This window comes from Flavobacterium sp. LC2016-13 (genome assembly GCF_009707955.1).
Classification (GTDB): domain Bacteria; phylum Bacteroidota; class Bacteroidia; order Flavobacteriales; family Flavobacteriaceae; genus Flavobacterium.
Genome location: NZ_WMDQ01000009.1, coordinates 209,071 through 232,365, shown reverse-complemented (window position 1 = coordinate 232,365; position 23,295 = coordinate 209,071). Strand labels below are relative to the sequence as shown.

At 32.4% G+C, this 23,295-nt stretch carries 26 protein-coding genes; 14 read left to right on the top strand and 12 right to left on the bottom strand.

What is annotated here, in order from left to right; translation table 11 throughout:
- The first annotated feature begins 3 nt into the window (after positions 1–3).
- Entirely contained in the window at positions 4–1,590 is a 1,587-nt protein-coding gene (locus GKZ86_RS18560) for an MDR family MFS transporter (RefSeq protein ID WP_154784546.1), read from the top strand.
- Positions 1,591–1,829: 239 nt separating this feature from the next.
- Here GKZ86_RS18560 and yaaA read toward each other — a convergent pair whose 3' ends face one another.
- Positions 1,830–2,588 carry a peroxide stress protein YaaA gene (gene yaaA, locus GKZ86_RS18555; protein WP_154784545.1) on the bottom strand — a complete coding sequence of 253 codons (759 nt, stop codon included), beginning with the start codon at positions 2,586–2,588 and terminating at the stop codon, positions 1,830–1,832.
- 325 nt (positions 2,589–2,913) lie between these two features.
- Here yaaA and GKZ86_RS18550 point away from each other — a divergent pair, with 325 nt between their 5' ends.
- Both GKZ86_RS18550 and GKZ86_RS18545 read left to right on the top strand, forming a co-directional pair.
- Entirely contained in the window at positions 2,914–4,344 is a 1,431-nt protein-coding gene (locus GKZ86_RS18550) for an HD domain-containing protein (RefSeq protein ID WP_194632547.1), read from the top strand.
- A gap of 358 nt (positions 4,345–4,702) precedes the next feature.
- A complete protein-coding gene (locus tag GKZ86_RS18545) occupies positions 4,703–5,728 on the top strand; it encodes a COX15/CtaA family protein (protein ID WP_154784544.1) in 1,026 nt (341 codons plus the stop codon).
- Between the two features lie 102 nt (positions 5,729–5,830).
- On the opposite strand, the gene GKZ86_RS18540 is transcribed toward GKZ86_RS18545, so the two are convergent.
- The 9 genes from GKZ86_RS18540 to GKZ86_RS18500 all read right to left on the bottom strand — a co-directional run bounded on the left by GKZ86_RS18540 (position 5,831) and on the right by GKZ86_RS18500 (position 12,982).
- Positions 5,831–6,598, bottom strand: a complete 768-nt coding sequence (locus GKZ86_RS18540; protein WP_154784543.1) for a LytTR family DNA-binding domain-containing protein — start codon at positions 6,596–6,598, stop codon at positions 5,831–5,833.
- A 36-nt stretch (positions 6,599–6,634) separates the two neighbouring features.
- A complete protein-coding gene (locus tag GKZ86_RS18535; RefSeq protein WP_154784542.1) occupies positions 6,635–7,000 on the bottom strand; it encodes a 2TM domain-containing protein in 366 nt (121 codons plus the stop codon).
- Between the two features lie 17 nt (positions 7,001–7,017).
- Positions 7,018–7,323, bottom strand: coding sequence for a 2TM domain-containing protein (locus GKZ86_RS18530; RefSeq protein ID WP_228526600.1), 306 nt, complete (start codon positions 7,321–7,323; stop codon positions 7,018–7,020).
- A gap of 2 nt (positions 7,324–7,325) precedes the next feature.
- On the bottom strand, positions 7,326–7,655 hold the full coding sequence (locus GKZ86_RS18525) for a 2TM domain-containing protein (protein WP_154784540.1): 330 nt from the start codon (positions 7,653–7,655) through the stop codon (positions 7,326–7,328).
- 2 nt (positions 7,656–7,657) lie between these two features.
- Positions 7,658–7,960 (bottom strand): 2TM domain-containing protein, encoded by a 303-nt coding sequence (locus GKZ86_RS18520; protein ID WP_154784539.1) that lies wholly within the window; start codon positions 7,958–7,960, stop codon positions 7,658–7,660.
- A 2-nt stretch (positions 7,961–7,962) separates the two neighbouring features.
- Positions 7,963–9,324 (bottom strand): 2TM domain-containing protein, encoded by a 1,362-nt coding sequence (locus tag GKZ86_RS18515; protein ID WP_154784538.1) that lies wholly within the window; start codon positions 9,322–9,324, stop codon positions 7,963–7,965.
- Positions 9,325–9,351: 27 nt separating this feature from the next.
- Positions 9,352–9,972: a hypothetical protein gene (locus GKZ86_RS18510; RefSeq protein WP_154784537.1), complete on the bottom strand. Its 621-nt coding sequence runs from the start codon at positions 9,970–9,972 to the stop codon at positions 9,352–9,354.
- Between the two features lie 50 nt (positions 9,973–10,022).
- A complete protein-coding gene (locus tag GKZ86_RS18505) occupies positions 10,023–10,430 on the bottom strand; it encodes a DUF2141 domain-containing protein (RefSeq protein WP_154784536.1) in 408 nt (135 codons plus the stop codon).
- A gap of 386 nt (positions 10,431–10,816) precedes the next feature.
- Complete coding sequence (locus GKZ86_RS18500) at positions 10,817–12,982, bottom strand: TonB-dependent receptor (protein ID WP_154784535.1); 2,166 nt, start codon at positions 12,980–12,982, stop codon at positions 10,817–10,819.
- Positions 12,983–13,122: 140 nt separating this feature from the next.
- On the opposite strand from GKZ86_RS18500, the gene GKZ86_RS18495 reads away from it, so the two are divergent.
- The 11 genes from GKZ86_RS18495 to GKZ86_RS18445 all read left to right on the top strand — a co-directional run bounded on the left by GKZ86_RS18495 (position 13,123) and on the right by GKZ86_RS18445 (position 21,701).
- On the top strand, positions 13,123–13,581 hold the full coding sequence (locus GKZ86_RS18495) for a DinB family protein (protein ID WP_154784534.1): 459 nt from the start codon (positions 13,123–13,125) through the stop codon (positions 13,579–13,581).
- 88 nt (positions 13,582–13,669) lie between these two features.
- Positions 13,670–14,128: a YciI family protein gene (locus GKZ86_RS18490; protein WP_154784533.1), complete on the top strand. Its 459-nt coding sequence runs from the start codon at positions 13,670–13,672 to the stop codon at positions 14,126–14,128.
- 8 nt (positions 14,129–14,136) lie between these two features.
- Positions 14,137–14,712, top strand: coding sequence for a sugar O-acetyltransferase (locus GKZ86_RS18485; RefSeq protein ID WP_154784532.1), 576 nt, complete (start codon positions 14,137–14,139; stop codon positions 14,710–14,712).
- A complete protein-coding gene (locus tag GKZ86_RS18480) occupies positions 14,712–15,101 on the top strand; it encodes a VOC family protein (protein ID WP_154784531.1) in 390 nt (129 codons plus the stop codon). Before GKZ86_RS18485 ends, GKZ86_RS18480 begins: the two co-directional genes overlap by 1 nt.
- Before the next feature lie 288 nt (positions 15,102–15,389).
- Positions 15,390–16,670, top strand: coding sequence for a chloride channel protein (locus GKZ86_RS18475; protein ID WP_154784530.1), 1,281 nt, complete (start codon positions 15,390–15,392; stop codon positions 16,668–16,670).
- A 110-nt stretch (positions 16,671–16,780) separates the two neighbouring features.
- Positions 16,781–17,380, top strand: coding sequence for an HPP family protein (locus GKZ86_RS18470; RefSeq protein WP_154784529.1), 600 nt, complete (start codon positions 16,781–16,783; stop codon positions 17,378–17,380).
- A 184-nt stretch (positions 17,381–17,564) separates the two neighbouring features.
- The gene (locus GKZ86_RS18465) at positions 17,565–18,104 is read left to right on the top strand and encodes a hypothetical protein (protein ID WP_154784528.1); all 540 of its coding nucleotides are present in this window, start codon (positions 17,565–17,567) and stop codon (positions 18,102–18,104) included.
- A gap of 97 nt (positions 18,105–18,201) precedes the next feature.
- Positions 18,202–18,561: a four helix bundle protein gene (locus GKZ86_RS18460; RefSeq protein WP_154784527.1), complete on the top strand. Its 360-nt coding sequence runs from the start codon at positions 18,202–18,204 to the stop codon at positions 18,559–18,561.
- Positions 18,562–18,602: 41 nt separating this feature from the next.
- The gene (locus GKZ86_RS18455) at positions 18,603–19,661 is read left to right on the top strand and encodes a nucleoid-associated protein (protein ID WP_026984812.1); all 1,059 of its coding nucleotides are present in this window, start codon (positions 18,603–18,605) and stop codon (positions 19,659–19,661) included.
- 270 nt (positions 19,662–19,931) lie between these two features.
- Positions 19,932–21,155 carry an NAD(P)/FAD-dependent oxidoreductase gene (locus GKZ86_RS18450; RefSeq protein ID WP_154784526.1) on the top strand — a complete coding sequence of 408 codons (1,224 nt, stop codon included), beginning with the start codon at positions 19,932–19,934 and terminating at the stop codon, positions 21,153–21,155.
- A 36-nt stretch (positions 21,156–21,191) separates the two neighbouring features.
- The gene (locus GKZ86_RS18445; protein ID WP_154784525.1) at positions 21,192–21,701 is read left to right on the top strand and encodes an Rrf2 family transcriptional regulator; all 510 of its coding nucleotides are present in this window, start codon (positions 21,192–21,194) and stop codon (positions 21,699–21,701) included.
- 117 nt (positions 21,702–21,818) lie between these two features.
- Here the strand turns inward: GKZ86_RS18445 and GKZ86_RS18440 are convergent, their stop codons facing one another.
- Positions 21,819–22,400 (bottom strand): TetR/AcrR family transcriptional regulator, encoded by a 582-nt coding sequence (locus tag GKZ86_RS18440; protein WP_154784524.1) that lies wholly within the window; start codon positions 22,398–22,400, stop codon positions 21,819–21,821.
- Positions 22,401–22,472: 72 nt separating this feature from the next.
- The gene (locus tag GKZ86_RS18435; RefSeq protein WP_154784523.1) at positions 22,473–23,225 is read right to left on the bottom strand and encodes an SDR family oxidoreductase; all 753 of its coding nucleotides are present in this window, start codon (positions 23,223–23,225) and stop codon (positions 22,473–22,475) included.
- Between the last annotated feature and the right edge of the window lie 70 nt (positions 23,226–23,295).

The following is a 23,295-nucleotide window of genomic DNA, read 5'->3' as shown; positions in this document are numbered from 1 at the left end:
ATAATGACAGCAGTACAAGGAGAGGATGATTTAGTAGAATACGGTTACAGACGTGTCATCATTACGATTACAGCAGTACTTTGTGCCTTGCTGGAAATTGTAGATACCACTATTGTAAACGTTGCACTAACAGACATGAGAGGTAGCCTTGGTGCTACTTTGACTGATGTGGCTTGGGTAATTACAGCATACGCTATTGCGAATGTAATTGTAATTCCGATGACGAGTTGGCTTTCGCAACAATTTGGAAGACGTAATTATTTTGTGGCTTCTATCATAATATTTACCGTCTGTTCTTTTTTATGCGGAAATGCCAGTAATATATGGGAACTAGTCGCTTTTAGGTTTGTTCAAGGTATGGGCGGAGGCGCATTATTAGTAACAGCCCAAACGATTATTACCGAAAGTTACCCCGTTGCAAAACGTGGTATGGCGCAGGCTATTTACGGAATGGGTGTAATTGTTGGTCCAACTTTAGGTCCGCCTTTGGGAGGATATTTAGTAGACCACTATTCATGGCCTTATATATTTTATATTAATATTCCGTTAGGAATTATAGCAACTATTTTGGCTATTACTTTCGTAAGAAGTCCGAAATATGGAGAAAAATTAAAAGCAAATCAGGTTGACTGGTGGGGAATTATTTTACTCGCAACATTTATTGGCTCTTTACAATTTGTATTAGAACACGGTCAACAAGATGATTGGTTTAATGATTCGCTTATTGTAACTCTAAGTGTTGTTACTGTTCTTGGATTGGTTTTGTTTATTTGGAGGGAACTTACATACAAACATCCAATCGTAAATTTAAGTGTTTTAAAAGATGGAAATTTAAGAATTGGAACTGTAATGTGTTTTATTCTTGGTTTCGGTTTATACGGATCAACTTTAATTATCCCAATTTACACGCAATCTATTTTAGGATGGACAGCAACTGATGCCGGATTATTATTGATTCCAGGTTCGATTACCACTGCGATCATGATGCCATTTGTTGGTAATATGATTCAGAAAGGTGTTCCGCAAGGTTATATGGTTGGAGTTGGATTTTTAGTTTTCTTCTTCTTTACTTTTATGATGCAAACGCGCATGACACCTGACACTGGTGTAGAACACATGTATTGGCCATTAATTTTAAGAGGAATTGGTTTAGGATTACTTTTTGTACCTATAACAACGCTTTCACTTTCTACATTAAAAGGTAAACATATTGGTGAAGGAGCTGCTTTTACCGGAATGATGCGTCAATTAGGAGGATCATTTGGTATTGCAATTATTACCACTTTTATTACCCGCTTTAGTCAGGAACACAGAGTGAACTTATTAACGAATTTAGATCCTGCAAAATACGATGTTCAACAACGTATTGACGGAATGCAAAGATCTTTTATGTCTAAAGGTTATAGTGCCGATGTCGCCCTTAAAAAAACATATCAGGCTTTAGAATTTTCAGTAATGAAACAAAGTACCGTAATGGCATACATGGATATTTTTATGTATCTGGGAATTATGTTTTTATGTTGTATACCAATTATCCTTTTAATTAAAAAAGGAAAGAACAAGATTAATCCTGCTGATGCAATGCATTAATAATAATTATAATACTGATTTATAATACGAAAAAGCCGAGCTATTTATTTAGTTCGGCTTTTTTTATTTTTTAAAATATACTCTCAAAACTTGAGGAGATTGAAATCTCTATCTATAATATCTTTTAATTGTGAAGGGATTAATCCCGAAGTAAAAACCTTAGTACCTCAGCATCTTAGATTCTTAGCAACTTCAAAACCTCTGAACCTTTGTAACTTTGAACCTTTGTCCCTTAAAAATTACCTTGTAAAAACCAAATGATTTCCTTTAGAAAGATTCGCATCAAAATGATATCCTTCATAATCGAAACCTTTTAAGTCATCAATGGTTTCTGCATTTGTATCGATTATATAACGAACCATCATACCTCTTGCCTTTTTGGCAAAGAAACTTATCATTTTTAATTTTCCGTCTTTGTAATCTTTAAAATCAGGAGTAATTACAGGAACTTTTAAAGCTTTTACATCTACCGCAGAAAAATATTCATTACTCGCTAAATTCACGAATAATTCACCTTTAGTCAATTCTTTGTTTAAAGCTTTAGTAACAGCAGGTTTCCAGAATTCATGCAAGTTTTTGTATTCTCCAACAGGCAATTTTGTTCCCATTTCCAATCGGTAAGCCTGCATTAAGTCTAATGGTTTTAAAACACCATAAAGTCCTGATAAAATTCGGAGTTTATCTTGCAAAGCATCTAATTTTTCTAACGGAATTGAATACGCATCTAAACCTGTATACACATCACCATCAAAAGTATAAACAGCCGGACGTGCATTTTCTGGAGAAAAAGGAGTTTTCCATTTTTGATTTCGTTCCCAATTCAAATCAGCTAATTTGTCTGAAATCGACATTAACTCTGATAATTCAGCTGGCTTTTTAGGTTTTAAAACTTTATGAACCAGACGCGCTTCTTTTAAAAAAGAGGGTTCAGTATATTGAGCAGTTGGTAATTCTTTTTCGAAATTTAATGACTTCGCAGGCGATATAACAATTTTCATTTGTGCATTTTTATAGAATTCAAAAATACAAATTGAATTCTATAAAATATATTATTACAATTGATTTGTTTTATTACTGTATAATTTTTCGCCACGAATTACACGAATTAACACAAATCATTTCGTAGTAAATTTTAAGTAGAATTCGTGATAATTCGTGTAATTCGTGGCAACCATTTTTATTTCAATAAAATTCTGGTCGCCAAACTAAGAATTTATAGAAAAAAGTGCTCTTTACATTATAAAAGGCATTTTCTATGTTGTAAATTTGCACACGTTTCATTTTCTTCAAAAATAGAAATACATTATAAAAATTAGTGAATTCGTGGCTATACATACAAACTATAAAACAGCTTTACAACATAAAATCTTCGGAGTTATTTCGAAAGCATCTCAGGAATTAAACGTCGACAGTTATGTTATTGGCGGTTTTGTTAGGGATTTGCTTTTAAACCGAGGTTCTAAAAAAGACATTGATGTTGTTGCTGTTGGCAGCGGTATTGAATTGGCTCTTAAAGTATCTGCATTACTACCAAAAAATCCAAAAGTACAGGTTTTTAAAACGTATGGAACAGCAATGCTCCATTTTGACGGTACTGACATTGAATTTGTTGGCGCCAGAAAAGAATCTTATAATTTTGACAGCAGAAATCCAATTGTTGAAAACGGAACGCTGGAAGATGATCAAAATCGTCGTGATTTTACCATTAATGCTTTGGCTTTATCATTAAACGAAAAAACTTTTGGAGATCTTTCTGATCCTTTTGACGGATTGGCTGATCTTGAAAATAAAACAATAAAAACGCCTTTAGATCCAAGTATAACATATTCTGACGATCCTTTGCGAATGCTTCGTGCAATTCGTTTTGCAAATCAGTTAGGGTTTGAGATTGAAAAAAATTCTCTTGACGCGATCACAAAAAACGCTGACAGAATCCAAATCATTTCCGGTGAACGTATTGTTGATGAATTAAACAAAATTCTATCAACAGATAAACCTTCTATCGGGTTTTTACTTTTATATCAAACCGGGCTTTTAGATATTATTTTACCTGAATTAACGGCCTTAAATCAAGTAGAAGAAATTGAAGGTCACACTCATAAAAACAACTTTTATCACACTCTTGAAGTTGTCGATAATATTTGCCCTAATACAGATGATGTCTGGTTGCGTTGGTCGGCTTTATTACATGATATTGGAAAAGCACCAACAAAACGTTTCAATAAAAAACAAGGCTGGACTTTTCACGGACATGAGTTTTTAGGTGGGAAAATGGCGAAGAAAATATTCGAACGCTTGCACATGCCGTTGAACCACAAAATGAAGTTTGTACAAAAAATGGTGATTATGAGTTCTCGCCCAATTGTTTTGGCACAAGATATCGTGACTGACAGTGCAGTTCGTCGTTTGGTTTTTGATGCTGGCGAAGATGTTGAGGATTTAATGACACTATGCGAAGCCGATATTACAACCAAAAATCCGTCGAAATTCAAGAAGTATCATAAAAACTTTGAAATTGTCCGCAAGAAAATTGTCGAAGTAGAAGAACGCGATCACGTTCGTAATTTTCAGCCGCCAATTTCAGGTGAAGAAATTATGGAAATGTTTGATTTAAAACCTTCTCGTGAAATTGGAGTTTTGAAAGAAGCCGTTAAAGAAGCTATTTTGGAAGGTGATATTCCAAATGAATATCAGGCTGCTTATGATTTTGTAATTAAAAGAGCTGAAAAATTAAATTTAACGCTTAAAAAATAATGGACGAATTAGGGTTTATTTTTCTAGTAATTCTTATAACTATAATAGTAGGATCTAATATTCTATTTTATATAAAGCTTAAAAAAACACCTGAAAAACGATTCAAGTATATATTGACATTTTTTATATTCTCTCTCCTTTCAATTGCGTTCATTGGGATACTTTATTTCATCTTTGAAAGTTCTATTGTAATTGATTATTTCGAGACTGAAATTAATGATACATACGCTGACAGAATTTTAAAATGCTTCATAATAATTATTTTAAGTAGTATTACAAATTATTATTTTTCGAAATTCTACTTAAAAAGAATTTCCAAAACAAAAAAAGAAAACGAAATAGAATTAATCGGAGAAGAATGAAAAAAGAGAATAAATCAGTAATCATTTGGTTACTATCAGGTTGTGTTTTATTATTTTTAATGGTTGTCGTGGGCGGAATTACGCGATTGACCAACTCAGGTTTATCAATGACCGATTGGCATTTGGTAACTGATACTTTTCCGCCTTTGACGGATGCCAAATGGAATGAGGCTTTTGAACAATACAAGAAATTTCCTGAATATCAAAAAATCAACATTCACAATGATTTTCAATTAGCTGATTATAAGTTTATTTATTTCTGGGAATGGTTTCACCGTTTTATCGGAAGAATTATTGGATTGGTTTTCTTTGTGCCTTTTGTTTATTTCTTAGTTAGAAAAAAACTGGATCGCGAAACTGTCAAAAAATGTATTGTTCTTTTGGCAATGGGAGCTTTTCAAGGTTTCTTAGGTTGGTTTATGGTTCGCAGCGGACTTATTGAAAATCCGGATGTTAGCCATTTCAGACTTTCATTACACTTAACTTTTGCTTTTATAACTTTTGCTTATACGCTTTGGGTAGCACTGGATTTAATTTATCCGGAAAGAACAATTACTAAAGTAATTCCGCTTCGAAATATCGCCAGATTCGCTTTGGTTGCTTTATTAATTCAGATTATTTATGGTGGTTTTGTTGCGGGATTAAATGCGGGATTAATACACAATCACTGGCCATTAATGAGCGACGGACAATTTATACACGATTCGGTTTTTATTGAACAATCTACTTTGGCAAAAAACTTAACGGAAGGTAAAAGCGGTGTTCAGTTTGTACACAGAACTTTTGCTTATGTTGTGGTAGCTTTTATTCTGTTTTTATATTATAAAAGTACCAAATTTTCGCTTAACAGAACGCAAAATAACGGAATCAAGACTTTAGTCGTTTTTGTCTTTATTCAATTTTTATTAGGCGTATTTACATTGTTATATAGTGTGCCGTTGGCTTTAGGATTAATTCACCAAATTATGGCTTTCTTCCTTTTGAGCGCTATGACATTTACATTACACAGATTGAGTAAATAACAAAACGTTTTTAAACATAAAAAAATCCTTCAAATGAAGGATTTTTTTATGTTTATGTATGTTGACTTTGATATGTTTAAACCAGATTAAAATCCAGTTGTACTACCCCAGCCAATTCTTGAAATCTCCCACTTTTTCGCGGCTTACAATTACCTCATCTTCTTTATATGTTGGTAAAATTACTTTTAAACGAGAATTGGTGTAAACCTGAATTTCTTTTATAGCCTGTAGCGGAACAATGAATTTTCTGCTTACGCGGAAGAAATTTTTCATGTCTAATTCCTGCTCCAGAATTTCTAAAGTCGAGTCGATTAAATAGTTTCGGTTATCGAAAGTATGAATGTATGTTCCTTTATTTTCGCTAAAAAAACATTCGATTTCATCTGTAGTAATTACTTTTAGATGCTGGCCAATTTTAACTGTAAATCGTTTTTTATAATTTTTCTCAAATGGATTTGAAAGCATTCTTCTTATTTCTTCAAAATCCAGTTGAAGATTTTGATTCTCTGATGCTGCTTTTGGCAAACGCATTTTAAACTTGGTAACGGCTACATCTAAATCATCTTCATCAATAGGTTTTAAAAGATAATCAATGCTGTTAAGTTTAAAGGCTTTTAAAGCATATTCGTCATAAGCTGTAGTAAAAATAATAGCACTTTTAATATCTATTTTTTCAAAAATTTCAAACGATAAACCATCTGATAATTGGATGTCCAGAAAAATTAAATCCGGATGTTCATTATTAGTAAACCAATGTATCGACTCTTCTACAGAATGCAGCATGGTTTTTACTGCAATATCCAGTTTTTCTAACTTTCGCTGCAACAGTCTTGCAGCCGGTTTTTCGTCTTCTATTATTAATGTTGTCATTTTACAATGAAAAATTTGAAAAAATTGAATTTAAAATTACTCCCATTTATTATTAGCTGCGTCTTTATTCATGTATTCCTGAATTTTTCTTTTCTCCCAGTCATCACTAAAAAATATATCTTTTCCAAAAACAGATAATGCGTGCGCCAGTAAGCCTATTCCCCAAAAAAATGCAGTAGAATAAGTGTGCCATGAAAATAATCCGCTTTCACGAACTTCATGTCCAAAAAAATCTCCATTCAAATTTGAAGCAATAATAATGATATTAACTATTATATAAACTTTTAAGTGAGAATAAAATCCCTTAATTCTTTTTACTTTTCTGTACGCAGCATTAAAGCGTTCATCATTGCTATACTCTTGCGAAAATTCCTCGTACATACGTCTTCTAAATCGTCCCATTTTATTTTTTAATTAAATTATTGCCATTTATTTTTATTCTCTTTTTCCTTCTCCATGAATTCTTTAATTTTTCGTTCTTCCCAGCCTTTACCTAAAACCGGAAATACTTCAAAAACCTTCAATCCGTGAAAAAGAACTCCAACTCCCCACCATAATAGTGGCCAGAAAAACCACAAATATTCTGGTGATGTCCATAGGTTAATGATAATCAGAATAATATTTACACCAATAAAAGATGTAAGATTTGCATAAAATCCTTTTATGTTTTCTACTTTCTTTTTTGCAAGATAGTATTTGTCTTCTTCGCTATAATTAATTTCCATGATCACTCCCATTTTTGTGTTTTTTGTTTTTTCTCTAAAAGACTTTTTAGTTTACGTTCCTCCCATTCTTCTCCAAAAATTTTAAAAGAAACAAATAAATCAATTGCAGAAAATAAAAATACTGAAGTCCAAATTATCATTACAACGTAATTGAGATGTTGCAATGGAAAGAAATTTAATGAAACTCCATAATATTGTTTTAAAACAAAAGCAATTAAAGCTGCTGTGTAAATTAAGGCATGAATGTAAAATGATTTAAGCCTGTTTACTTTTTTGCTCGCTATTCTTTTTAGTTCAAATATTTCGCGGTCATTAAGACAATTCATTTTCATGGCTATTTCCAGTTTAGGTTTTCCTTATCCTTTTCCATAAATTCTTTAATTTTTCGTTCCTCCCATTCTTTATTAAAAAACGGTAAATAACCAAAAACTCTTAATCCATCTAAAATTACAGCTATTCCCCAAGGTACTAATGACCACAAAAACCACAAATAACCTGGCGAAGTCGTAAGATTTACAACTATTAAAATTAGATTTGAAACTACATATACGGCTAAATGCTCGTAAAATTTTCTAATTTCTACTACCTTTTTTTGAATCTGGTAATAGCGTTCCCTTTCAGTATAATTTGTTTCCATAATTATTTCCAGGTTTTTTGTTTGTTTTCTTTTTCAAGAATTTCTCTGATTTTTCGTTCTTCCCAATCAGAGCTATAACCAAATACTTTAAAAGCATGCATTACGACTCCAAATCCCCAGCCTAAAGCCGAAAACCAAAACCACTGAAATCCAGGAGAATACCTCAAATTTATAAAAATTAAGAATGGAATTACACAGCAATATGAAATTAAATTTCCGTAAAATCCTTTTAATTCTTCTACTCTTTTTTTAGCTCTGAAATAAGCTTTATTCTCGTCATTATAATCTGCACCAGTTTCCATAACTGCAATTTGTTTGGTTAAAATTGGAATTTTAACGGTGAAATTTTGTTCATTCTGTTCGATCAGCACTTTTCTGTTCGTTATAATTCCGTATCGGTTTACGATATTTTGCAATCCCACTCCCTGTCTGTCCTGTAAAACTTCTTTCTTTTGAAAATCGTTTTGAACAGCTAAATAATCTCCATCAACAAAAATTCGAATATGCAATGGTTTTTGCTCGCTTACTACATTATGTTTCACCGTATTTTCAAGCAAAAGCTGCAGCGATAATGGCACTACTTTCGCATCTAGATTAATATCTGTTGTTGGCAATTCGTAAAACAAACTATTCTCGAACCGCATTTTTAGCAAATTCATATATGTTTTTGCAAACGATAATTCATCTTCAACAGAAACCAGTTCTTTATCTTTTTGCTCTAAAACGTAGCGATAAATTTTAGATAATGAAGTGGTAAAGCGCTGCGCATTATCGGGGTTTTCTTCAATCAAAGAACTTAATACATTTAAACTATTAAAAAGAAAATGCGGATCGATTTGATTTTTTAAACTTTCAAATTTAGCACTTGCCGTTCCTGCTATAATCTTTTGCTGCGTAACTTCAAATTTCGAGGCCTGTTTCCATTTTACCATGAAACTTCTGGCTTGCATAAAAGTCGAAACTCCTAAAGAAAGAATAATATAAAAGAGATGTACCCAAAGCATTCTTTCTCCAAAAAACTCCTTTATTGTCATGTCTTGCAAGATGATAAAAAGGTAATAATTTATTCCTAAAATTACCGGAACCGTGTATAAAACAGTTACTATGATTCCATAATAAACCCTAAGATTTGTCTGTTCCAGCCAATCCCATTTTCGGTCTAAAAGAGAGTTGATTAATGCGTTACCAAAACCCAATCCGAAAGAATAAAGACAGCTTATAAAAAAAGTAATAAGAACGTTTCGAACATTGAAATCTTCACCTAAACAAGCTATAAATATTACTGTAAAGACCATAGAAATCTTGAAAGAAACAATTGTTCCACTTTTTAAATCTCTATACGATACATTTCTATGATCTTTCATTTATGAATTGGCTTAAATTGATATTTTTTATTTACACGTTTTTTGAGTTTCCAAAGCTCTGTCTAATCCCCATTTTGGAGAAAAAGGTGTTTCCGGTTTAAAAGTAGCAAAAAGTTCAATTGCTTTATTAACCTGGGCACACAAAGGTTTTGTATCAACACCTGTCCATTTTGCTCCTCCTAATTGATAATCAGCTTCACCAAAAACAATTCTCGGGTTATTTGGGTCTATCGCTTTTCCTTTTGCGTAAGCTTCCATTATTTTAGAAGAATATTTCATTGCATTTGTCATAGGATCTGCAACTACATAAGCCGTATAAATTAAAGCTTGCATGGCATATAATTCAGCATTATTTTGATCTTTTATAAATTCGATATCCAGTGCATCTTGTGCTTTTGTCAATAACAAATCAATTTTAGTTTTGTCTTTTTCTGTAAAAGCCGATGTCGTGTTTACCAGCGCCACATAATAATTTGGCAAGTAACTTGTTTTTTCTGCTGCTGCAATTCTTTCAAACATTGCCGAAGCTTCTGTATTTTTTCCTTCTTTCCAAAGCCCGAAAGCTTTTCCCATTCCTTGTTCAAATTGTGTTTGTGCAGAGCTTATTACTACTACGAATAATGCGACTAATGTGATGATTTTTTTCATTTTATAAGTAATTTAAATGGTTGATTTTTATTTGTTTTGTTAGTTACTATTTATAATACAATTTCAATTTTTGAATCTTTATCAATAACAAATTTAGCATCTTTATACGCAGGCGGACCCATAAATCCTTTAGCATTGTTTGAAGCTGCATAATCTTCAGAAGGAATTCCCATCATATTTTTATCCAGTATTCCGTTACTGTTTTCATCGTGATACGTTGAAATTGCATATTCTCCTGCCGGAAGGTTGGTAAATGTTACAACCGCTTCCTTATTTTTGATATCAGAAGTAAGGCTTTTGTACGTCGTTTTTAGAAATGTACCGTCTGAGTTGTACAAACCTACTTTAACAATCCCTGTATTATTTTTTAAACCTGAAACAGAAACGGTTAGTTTTACATTTTGAGCAGAAATTATACTGCAGATAAACAACATCGTAATGGTAATAATTTTGGTCATGAGTTCTTTTTTTTTTAAGGTTCTGAGTTACTAAGGTTCTGAGTGTCTAAGATTTTTTATTGATGATTAAAACTCTTTTTTCAAGGTTAAAAGGTTCAGAGCTACAAAGGTTCAAAGGTTTGATTTTCTTATTATTAATATTTATAAAACTTTGAATTTTTGCTTCTTTGCTTCTTTGTTCCTTTCAATTTATACTTCAAAAGTATGTTGGTTTTTATTCTTTTAAAATTAATTAATACTGAGTTGTTGATTTTTGCTACTGAATTGTTTCTTTCGAGGTTCAAAGGTTCAGAGTAGCAAAGGTTCAAAGTTTTTTTCTGGATTCTTTGAACCTAAAGAGGAAAAAACCTTAGTCCCTCTGAACCTTTGCTACTTTGTACCTTTATTTATAAATTCTTCAATTGATTATCATTTTTATTCTTACTAATCGTCCAGAAGAAACCAACGAAAAAGAATCTGTCTGCGGTTGGCGTTACGGCTTGTCTGTTATAAACTCCGTTTGCGTCTGGTATTTTGGCGTAATCGTATCCAAAAACGTTTTGGTTTCCTAATACATTTGAAACAGAGAAATATAAGATTTTTTGTGTTGTTAATAAATACGCCCAGTTAAAACTCAAACTATTATATGATTTTGTTTTTCCGTTCATAAACTGTGTTTGGTTCGGATCGTTGTAAGGTCTTCCGGTGCTGAAAGTATTTGTAAAACCAATTTGCGATTTCCAGTCTGTAATAAAATATTTCGTTACGATTGACAGATTCTGATTGGCTACAAAACTTGGCGTTGCCATTGTTGGAAAGTTTTTATATTGTCTCTCTGAATCAATGTAAGAGTATGAAATCCAATATTCTAAGTTTTTATACAAATTACTGTCTCTCCAAAAAATATCCAAACCTTTTGCATATCCTGAACCATTATTGTTGAAAACTGAATTGTATTGAATATCTCTTGTATCGTATTGAACCAAATTGCTGTAATCTTTATAATAAGCTTCGGCTCTAAAAGTTTGTCCCGGTCTTGTAAACTGATAGTTTAAGATATAATGTTTTGCTTTTTCACTTTCGAATTGGTGGTATTTTGAATATTTAATATAATCAACAACCGGCGCCTGACTGAAATCTCCATAAGCGAAAGAAAACTGACTTGTTTTAGAGACTTTATATGCAATAGAAGCTCTTGGCGCAATATTGGTTTCGTTTAATAAACTATTATTTGAAAGTCTGAAACCTACTTTTGCAGCTAATTTTTTTGAGAATAAAATATCTCCTTCTGTATAAAAAGCCGCAATGTTTGAATCGTAACCGTTTGCAACATCAATAGAAACATTATCATTAAAGTTTTCATTGAATTTGGTAATGAAATAATCAGCTCCAAAAGACAATTTAAAATAATTTGAAATGTTTTTTCTCAACTTCAATTTCAACTGAGCTGCATTTTCATCACTATCAACATCATTAATATCATATTTAACTTTGTTTTTACTGTAACCATAACTAATTCCTGATGTAAGTTGCCAGCCTGTTCCAAAATCTCCTTTGTAAGATGCATTCAGGTAAAAATTATTATTGTTTAAGTCTGTTCTGACAGGATCAACAAAATTTATATTTTTCTGATTTAAATCGAATTTTTCCGAATCAAAAGCAGCATACAATTTAAAAATCCCTCTTTCAAAATGGTATCTGTACACTGCTTCTCCGCCTAAAGACTGATATGGATTATTCCAATCTACATTTTGAGGAACTGCAGCCTGATAAGGTGCCAGATTAATATAATTAGTATTGATACTGAACGAACTTTTTTCCCATTTTTGAGTATTTCCAATTCCCAAACCAACTGTCATTAAAGCAATATCAGTTTTATTTTGGTCCGGTTCATCTTGCGTATTCAATAATAAAACACTTGACAAAGCTTCTCCATATTCAGCAGAATATCCACCGGTAGAAAAAGCAATTCCGCTAAACAAAAAAGGCGAAAATCGGCTTCTTGTTGGTAAATTGTTTGTCGTTGCACCGTAAGGCTGTGCTACACGAAGTCCGTCAACAAAAGTTTGCGTTTCGCTGGCTTCTCCACCACGAACAAACAAACGTCCGTCTTCACCAACTGTTTGTGTTCCCGGTAATGTTTGCAACGCCGCAACAATATTACCTGCAGATCCTGCCGTAGTAACAATATCTAAAGGTTTTAAAACCGAAACTCTTGCTTTGTCTCCAGATTCTAATGTTCCGGCAGTAATTACAACAGCATCAAGCGCGTTTACATTTTCTCTTAATTTTACGGTTTGATCTTTAAAATTCGTAACATCAATTTCTTTTCTGTAAGTGTCGTAAATTAAAAAACTAACTACTAAAAATTGATTTCCTGTTGCGGTAGTTTCAAATGAAAATTCGCCTGTTTCAGAACTGTTTGTTCCGTCGTAAGTTCCGTCGATATAAATATTTGCTCCAGGAACTGGTTTCCCTTTTTCATCAACTACTTTTCCCGAAATGGTATTTTGAGCAAAAAAAATAGTTGTAAAAAATAAAAAGCTGATTGTAAAAAATAATTTGGTTGTCATGGTTTTTGATTTTGATGAAGCAAATGTATTTTAACATTCGAAGTTAAAAAATATTAAATAACCCAATTGTAGAAATTTGAGGATGAGTTGTAAATTACTTATTTGTATCTTAGCTTTCAAGTTTTATAAAAATATCAATCATGTCAGAAAGTAAAAGAGTTTCAAATCTGTATCAAGCCATTTATAACGGAAATCCCTGGATTGAAGTAACTTTAGCAGATACTTTAAAAGATGTAAGTGCAGCTCAGGCTTACAAAAAAGCAAATCCTAATTTAAATACCATTTGGGAAATTGTTAATCATTTAATACAATGGAGAAAAAATATACTAAGGCGTGTTCAGGGAGAAACAGTTGTAACTCCTGATCATAATTATTTTGTACCAATTTTAGATTCGTCTGACGTAGCCTGGGAGCAATCGCTTCAAAGTTTGTCGAAATCTCAGGAATCATGGAGTGCTTTTTTAAGTGATTTTGATGATGCCGGTTTTGATAAAATAGATCCAAATAACAATCACAATTTTTATGAAGATATTCACGGAATTATTCAGCACGATGTTTACCATTTAGGACAAATTGTTATTTTGAAGAAATTAGTTTAAACACTGAGAAAATTATCCGGCACATAGAAACATCCATTTTTAAAGTTTTGTTTCTATGTGCTAAAAATAAACTGTAAAGTAAATTGATATGAAAAACTCTTTTTTAATTCTGGCTTTTTTAATGTTGAATAGCATCGGGTTTTCTCAGGAAACTGAAGTTAAATACGATGAAAGTCTGGCAAAATCTTTAAATGCAGATGAATACGGAATGAAGAAATATGTTTTCTGTCTTTTAAAATCGGGAACAAATACAACGGCTTCAAAAGAAGAAACTAAAAAATTGTTTGAAGGTCATATGGCAAACATCAACAAATTAGCCAAAGAAGGAAAACTGGTTGTCGCCGGACCTTTTATGAAAAATGATCGAAATTACAGAGGTATTTATATTTTTAACGTAGAAACTGTTGAAGAAGCTAAATCATTAGTAGCAACAGATCCGGCAATAAAAGCCAATTTGCTTGAAGCTGAGTTAACGCCTTGGTACGCAACTGCTGCTTTGCAGGAAACCTTAAAAATTCATGAAAAGATTGCCAGGACAAAAATGTAATATCTTATATGAAAACAGAAAAAGAAAAAATGATTTCGGGCGAATATTATAACGCTTTTGACCCGGAATTAGTAAAAGGTCGCCGAACAGCAAAAAATCTTTTGCATACTTTGAATGTAAAAGAATATAGGGTAACCAAAAAAGCAAAAGAAATTTTAAAAGAACTAATTCCAAATACTGGAGCTGGTTTTTACATAGAACCGCCTTTTCACTGTGATTATGGTTATAATATTTTTTGTGGAGAGAACGTTTATTTTAATGTAAATTGTGTTGTTCTGGATTGTGCGCCCGTAAATATTGGTTCGAATGTATTTATTGCGCCAAATGTTCAAATTTATACGGCATCGCATCCGCTTGACGCTGAATTAAGAAAATCACTAGAAAATGCTTATCCGGTTACAATTGGCGACGATTGCTGGATTGGTGGAAATTCTGTTATTTGTCCGGGTGTAACGATTGGAAAAGGCTGCGTTATTGGCGCCGGATCTGTTGTAACAAAAGATATTCCGGACAATTCATTAGCGGTTGGAAATCCGGCAAAAGTAATTCGAAAATTAAATCAGGAACCTGAATCAGAAAAATAATGCTTACCTTAAATAAAGTTCATCATATTGCCATTTTATGCTCAGATTATCAAAAATCTAAAACTTTTTATACCGAAGTTTTAGGGCTGACAATTATTAGAGAAATCTACCGCGAAGAACGTCAATCATACAAACTCGATTTGGCTTTAAACGGCACTTATATTATTGAATTATTCTCCTTTCCAAATCCGCCAAAACGTCCGTCAAGACCAGAAGCAGTTGGTTTGCGCCATTTAGCTTTTGAAGTCATTAATTTAGAAGAAACAATTGCTTTTTTAAACACAAAAAACATCGAATCAGAACCTATCCGGATTGATGAAACGACCGAAAAACGTTTTACTTTTATTGCAGATCCTGATTTACTGCCGATAGAGTTTTATGAAAGATAAATAAAAAAGATACAAAGGCTCAAAGATGCAAAGAGACAAAGGTTTTCTTATTTTGTGTCATTTCTAGAAACCGTATGTATGGAACATCTTTGAATAAAAACTTTGAGCCTCTGAACCTTTGAACCTTTGCGCCTAATTAAACGATATTCAAAGAAAAACATACTGCAAGAATTTTCCTGTTTTTATAAGTTTTAACACATTATATTGCGTTTTTACTATTTAAAACCGATTGTGATTCCTAATTTTGTAATCCGCATAAAATAAAATGCGAATTCAAATTTACTTCTGATGAACAAAACGGCGCAAATCAAAAAAAATCATCAATTTATTAAGTTCAGAAAATTAGTTGTTGTTTCTATTTTAATTGGCTTTTTATCTGCCTTTTTAGGAATTTCACTTAAAAAAATCACAGAATATTACGAAGAAATCTTCTTTCATCAAGTTTCAGTAAATCCTCTTTTCTATATTATTTTTCCAGTTTTCGGATTATCTGTAATTTATTTTCTGAGACAATATCTCTTTAAGAAAAAAGAAAACAAAGGCATCAAAGAAGTTTTTGAAAGTACAAAATCACCTTCAAAAAATCTTCCTTCTTATAAAATTCCATCACATTTTATAAACGGATTATTAACTGTTATTTTTGGAGGATCAACAGGAATCGAAGTTTCAACTGTTGTTGCCACGGCTACAATTGGTTCTGTAGCGCAACAAAAAGAAAATGTTTTTCGCCAGTATAAAACTGAATTAATTTGTGCCGGAGTTGCGGCCGGAGTTACAGCATTATTCAGCAGTCCGATTGCCGGAATTTTATTTGCTCTTGAAGTTATTTCACGAAAAGTTACGCGTGCTTTTGTTATCTCAAATGTAATTGCGGTTTCAATTGCTTTCGGATTACTTTCTATTTTAAAAGAAGAACCATTATTTACCGTTTCTATCACAACCTGGCATTTAAAAGCAATTCCGTATTTTATTCTTTTAGGAATTTTAGCCGGATTAAATTCTGTTTATCTAACACGTTGTGTATTATTTTTTAAATCTCAATTTGGAAAAATTGGAACGCATTATTATAAAATCTTAATTGGTTCAGTTGTTTTAAGTGTTTCTTTATTTATTTTCCCTCAATTATATGGTGAAGGTTATCACGCCATAAAAGGGATATTTCTTAATTCATCTCAACTTCCGTTAACCTTGACTTTGGCTTTAACGTTTATCGGAATCTTAATTTTAAAACCAATTGTAACTTCTATAACACTGGCTTCTGGCGGTGATGGTGGCGTTTTTGCTCCGAGTCTTTTCATTGGAGCCTTTTTGGGATTGTTATTAGCTTCTGTCTTAAATTCTCTTTTTCATGTAAATGTAATTCCTGTTAATTTCATGATTATCGGAATGGCTGCTGTTTTGAGCGCCAGTATTCATGCGCCTTTTACAGCAATCTTTTTAGTTTGCGGACTTACGAATGATTATACTTTGTTTTTGCCAATTTTAGTTGTTTGCCTGATTTCTAAATACACAGCAAAAGCTCTTTATCCGTATACTGTATATACTTATGTACCAAGCTTAACGAAATAAATTATATAGCTACTCCCGATAGCTATCGGGATTCACAGATTCACAAAGATTTTTAATTCTTTAATCCGTAAAATCTGTGACAAGAAAAAATACCACAAATATTACAAATTATGCCAACTCCCAGGATTAAAAGAAGCTACCGCAAAACACGTTACATTCTTTATAAAGAAACTTTAATTGATTATAAAGAGCATTTTTGGTCGTTTATTGGATCATTTGTCGGAATTGGAGTTTTGGCTTACGTTCAATCAATTCACTTTTCAGGAAATGATGCCGTTTATTTAATTGGTTCTTTTGGAGCTTCGAGTGTTTTGGTTTACGGAATTATTCAAAGTCCGTTTTCGCAACCACGTAATTTAGTTGGCGGACATGTTATTTCTGCTTTTGTAGGCGTAACGGTTCACAAACTGGTACCGGATATTATGTATATAGCGGCTCCATTGGCAGTTTCTATTGCAATTATTTTAATGCAGATTACCAAAACGCTTCATCCACCGGGAGGCGCAACAGCTTTGATTGCTATTATTGGAACAGAAAAAGTAAAAGCTTTGGGATATATGTATGTTCTTTCTCCTGTTTTAACCGGAGTACTGATTTTACTCTTAACGGCTTTGATTTTTAACAATATGACTTCGAGCAGAAGTTATCCTAGTCATAGTACTTACCACAAACATTATCATAGAATTAGACAGCGATTGGCTAGAAAATAATCCTAATTTCGATTCCTGCAAGGTTTTCAAAACCTTGTAGGTGTAACTTTAACGATTATAGAAACCTACAAGGTTTTGAAAACCTTGCAGGAGGCTGACTAAAATCTTTTCAACAAATCTTAATTCACAATTCGTATTTCGTTTTTTATATTTTACCTTTGACCTTTCAATAAAAACAAAGATTATGGTTTATAAATTTAGAGTAATTCTAGACGCCGAAGAAGATATTTTTAGAGACATTGCAATTCTTGAAGATGATACGCTTGAAGATTTACACAATGCAATCTTCAACGCTTTTGGTTTTGACGGAATGGAAGTAGCTTCGTTTTATACTTGCGATGAAACTTGGAATCAGGAAGATGAAATTGCTCTTTTTGATACCGGAGATGTTCCTGGTGAACAAAAAACCATGAGCGACTACCAATTATCAGACATCTTAGATGAACAAAATACTAAAATAATCTACGTATATGATTTCATCAATATGTGGACTTTCTTAGTAGAATTGGCCGCTATTGAAGACCAAGTTGTTGGAGCTCCTTATCCTGAAACTTTATTCTCTCACGGAGAAATGCCGGACGAAGCTATCGAAAAAAACTTTGAAGCTGATATGCACGACGATATCTATGGCGAATTTGAAGATGATCTTGATGAAGAAGATCTTGACATGTTCGAAGGAGACGACAGCTTTGAAGATTATGGATTTGAGGAAAACTGGAATTAATCGAAGTCGCTAAGGTTCTGAGATGCTAAGGTTCTAAGGCTTTTAAATTGAAAGTTTTTTCTTATTTTTATTTTTTTTTAAATTAAAAATATTATCAATGAGTAATTTTAGAAGCTTGCTTATCTGGCAGAAATCTATGGCTTTGACAACCAAAATTTATTTTTCAACAAATAATTTTCCAAAAGAAGAAATTTTCGGATTAACTTCACAAATTAGACGCAGTTCTGTTTCTATCCCTAGTAATATTGCAGAAGGATACGGACGAGAAAGTGACAAAGATTTTTTACGATTTTTAAACATTTCGGTAGGTTCTTTATTTGAAATGCAAACTCAGTTAGAAATTGCAAAAAATACAACTTATCTAAACGAAGAAGAATTTAATAACCTATACGAGGACACCCGCGAAGTAGAAAGAATGTTAGTTTCATTCATTAAAAAAATAAAGAATAGAAACTAAACCTTAGTATCTTAGCAACTTAGAACCTCAGCACCTTAAAAATGATCAACTTATTCAACACCCACATCGAGACGCTTGCGATACACCGCGTAGGAAACAAGAGCAGAAACGAAGCGATTTTTTTATCGGAACAACCATTTAATTTAAATGATGAAATCGTTCCGTTGATAAAAGAATACTTTTTTAAGCCTTTTAGAGAGAAAGAAGAAAACTATTATCAGTTTGCGCACGAAGTTGATTTGGATTACAACGACATGTTTAAATATGCTACTGAGATTTTTACTAATCCTGGGAATTTACAGGAGATTTCAAAAAAAATCACCACGCATTTATTTGAGCAGTCAAATCATCCGCACATTAAAAACGGAGAGGTTTATGTAACGTATTTAACGAATTTAAGTATTGACAATAATGTTGTTGATGCTATCGGAATTTTTAAAAGTGAGTTGCAGGCCGACTTTTTACAATTTGAAGAAAAAGACAGTAATCTTGAAATGATTCTGCAACAAGGAATTAACTTGAGCAAATTAGATAAAGGTTGTTTGATTTTTAACTACAAAAAAGAAGAAGGATATAAAATTTTAACTGTAGACAGCAACCGTTATGATGCGCGTTATTGGTTAGAGCATTTTTTGTCTGTTGATGCTTTTGAAGATGAAAACTTCATCACTAAAAAATATTTGAAATTCTGTCAAAACTTCGCAAAAGATGTTGTTTTACCGGCAGAAGACAAAAAAGAAGAAGTTATGTTTATGAACCGATCTGTGAATTATTTCGCTAAAAATGATCAGTTTGAAGAACAAAATTTCTTAAACGAAGTATTAGATAATCCTGACTTAATTCCTGAATTCAAAAACTATAAAGTTGATAAAGGAGAAAAATACAGCATCGAAGATGTAACCTCATTCCCAATTGCCAACGCAGCAGTTTCTGACGCCAGAAAATCGATTAAAAACGTAATTAACCTGGATACTCATATTCAGATTAAAATGGATTTCATCAATCCTGAAAGTGCAGAAAAATTTGTTGAAAAAGGATGGGATGAAGAAAAACAAATGTATTACTACTTAGTGTATTTCAATAAAGAAGAAAAAAGCTAAGAGTTATTCATTTTCTATTACTTACTTAAAACAAAAAACGGCAACTACATTGTGTAATTGCCGTTTTTTTATTGCAATAAATAATGGAGTTCATTATAGTTTACATTTTAAGCTCTTCAATTATATTTTTCCCTTGCATGACGTTTTGATATTCAATCATTTATAAATACTACATTATTTTTAACAAATAAAAAAGAAAGAATTTACTTACTTTATTAGATTATTTCATTTAATTTGCGACAATTATTATCGTAATTATCTATTAAAGAAATGAAAAAACAGTTATTGATTATTGGAGGGGGTTTTGCAGGTTTTTGGAGCGCTTTGAGTGCTATTAGACAAAGCCGAGAATTACAAAAAGAAGATGAAGTAGAAGTAACTTTGGTGAACACGGATGAATATTTAACGATTCGACCAAGATTATATGAAGTTTCATTAGAAGGGTTAAGAGTGAGTCTGGATAAATATTTCAAACCACTAAATATTAAATTTATTATTGGTAAAGCAGAAATCATCAACCCTGAGCAAAAACTCGTAACGGTTTTAACTGATAGCGGTTCAAGAATTTTAAACTACGATTATTTGATCTTATCATCAGGAAGTGTTTTAAAAGCAATAAATATTCCCGGTATTGAAAATACTTTTAATGTCGACACATTTAACGGTGCTCAAAGATTAGAAGATCATTTAATACAATTGGCAAGTAAAAGTTTTGATGACGGAGCTACCACTTTTGTAGTTGCCGGAAGCGGATTAACTGGGCTTGAAGTTGCTACTGTTATTAAAGAAAAAGCATTAAAAATATGGGGCGAACATGCTAAGAATGCAATTGACTTTAAAGTTGTATTGATAGAAAAGGCAGAGAAAGTAGGAAATTATTATGCTGCTGAAGCACAGGATTACGTTATAGAAACATTAAAGTCTAAAGATGTAACCGTTGTAACTGGTACTTCATTGGCTGCAGTAACTGCAAATGGTGCAACATTAAGTAATGGCACTTTTATTCCTTCAAAAACGGTTATTTCAACTGTAGGTTTAGTGGCTAGTTCTCTTTGCAATTTCTTTAAAGGAGAAAAGGATAAACTGGGACGTCTTCATGTAAATAAATATCTTCAGTTAGAAGAATATGACAATGTAATCGCAGCCGGTGATGTTGCTAATATCCCGACTGATGATAAAGGTAATAACTCACTTATGGCTTGCCAGTTCTCCATGTTCTTAGGAAAATGGGCTGGACATAATGCTGTTAACGCATTATTCTCTCAACCTTTAAAACCTTATAATTATACGGATTATGTAACCTGTGTAGATTTAGGTCAGCAAGACGGAATGTTAACTACAGGATGGGAACGCAATCTTGCCGTGAGCGGTATTGAAGGAAAGAATATAAAAATGGAAGTTACGACAAAACTAATCTATCCGGCAGACGACGTTCTAACTGCACTGGAAGATTCTTATCCTGAAGTTCCAAATGTTAGCCAAAACGCTGTTTAAAAGTACACCTTTTATGAAACTGATTAAATCATTACCATGCCAACTTTAGGAAAAAATGTAGAATATGCGATACACTCTTTGGTATATTTAATAGATAATCCTGAAGCCAGCACGGTTACTGTACGCGATTTGGCCAATTTTCAAAATATATCAGAAACATATCTTGCCAAAGCTTTTACCAAATTAAAAAAAGCTGGAATAGTGAAATCAAATATTGGTGTAAAAGGAGGTTACAAGCTTGCACGCTTGGCTAATGAAATCACATTTTTAGATATTGTTCTTGCAGTCGAAGGAGAAATTTCGTTTTTTGAATGCAATAAAATCAGGGATAATTGTGTATTGTTAGATAAGGGAAACCTTCCCTGGAAAAAAAATAGTTATTGTGCAATACACTTGGTAATGATTGACATAGAGAATAAAATAAAAGATTCTTTAAAAGAAAAGAACCTGCAATGGGTTCATGATACTATATGCAAACAGTACGGACAGGAAATGATTGATAAAAGCCAAAATTGGTTTCAGTTAAATGTTTTTAATACAAAATAAACAATTCATTTGAGCTTTCAGTCTTATAGAATTACCTTGAAAAAATCAGGGATAAAAAACAAAAATCCCATTTCTTTAGAAATGGGATTTTTTTATATGCTTTTGTCAATTAACAGTTTAAAGCAACGAAAATACTGCTTTTACAATATCGTCATAAACTTGTTTATCTCTTTCTCCGGCGCGAGCCAAAACTCGAATTCCGGAATAATTATTAAAAATAAACCGAGCCAAAACTCTCGCATCTTGTTGTTTTGAAATCTGACCTGCATCCTGCCCTTTTTGAACTGCTTTTGTAAAAACTTCTTCCATATTATGGCTGTTATTTTTTACAATTTTAGAAATGTCTTCGTCATGCATTGCAAGTTCTACAGAAGAGTTTACCATAAAACAACCTTTTGTAATCCTATCTTCTAAACTCTCTATCACTGCTTGCTTAAAAATAGCAAGTAATGCGTCTTTAATATTATCAGTTTCATCAAAAAGCTGTTGCACATTGTCTTGCGCTTGCTTTTGGTAACGTTGTAAAGATTTAGAAAACAGCTTTTGCTTATCGCCAAAAGTATCATACAAACTCGAACGACTTAACCCTAAATGCGTTACTAAATCCTGGGCAGAAGTTCCGTTGTAACCTTTGTGCCAAAAAATTTCGATAGCTTTATCTAAAGCCTGATCCTCGTTAAATTCTTTTGTTCTAGCCATGACTTTAAAAAATTAAATTCTTTACAAAGATACTAATTAAACGGAACAATCGTTCCTTAATTAGTCAAAAAATTATAATACTGTGTTTACAGTAAGTCCACCATCAACAACAATTTCTGTACCTGTAATAAATGATGCATCATCAGAAGCAAGGAAACCAATTGTTTTTGCAACTTCAGCAGCTTGTCCAAAACGTTTCAATAAAATCTTTTCTCCCAAAGCAGCTCCTAAACCTTCTACTTCTTCTTTTTCTAAACCAACTTTTCCGTACAATGGTGTTTCAATTGGACCAGGAGAAACTGCATTTACTCTGATTTTTCTTGGCGCTAATTCTGCAGCAAATATTCTGTTTAATGATAAAACTGCAGCTTTACTTGCTCCATATACACTAGAACCCGGCATACCTAATTGCGCATTTACTGAAGTATTGAAAATAATAGAACCACCATCGTTTAAAATTGGCAATACTTTTTGAACTGTAAAATAAACTCCTTTTACATTTACATTCATAATGCTGTCATAATGCTCTTCTGACGCTAAATCTACCGGAGCAAAAGCTGCAATTCCTGCGTTTAAAAATACGATATCAACTTTTCCAAATTGTGCTTTTACTTGTTCTACTAAACTATCAATTGATTTTAAATCAGATTGATCAGCAACAATTCCGGTAACATTCAATTCTGTTTGAGCTTTTGCCAATGCTTCTTTGTTTCTTCCTGTTACAATTACTTTTGCTCCTTTTGCAACTAATTCTGCTGCAGTTGCATACCCAATTCCGCTATTTCCACCTGTTACTATAGCTACTTTGTTTTCTAAATTTTTCATTTTATTTGTTATTTAAGTTATTGATTATTCAATTATTATGGTACAAAGATATGATAACGGAACGATCATT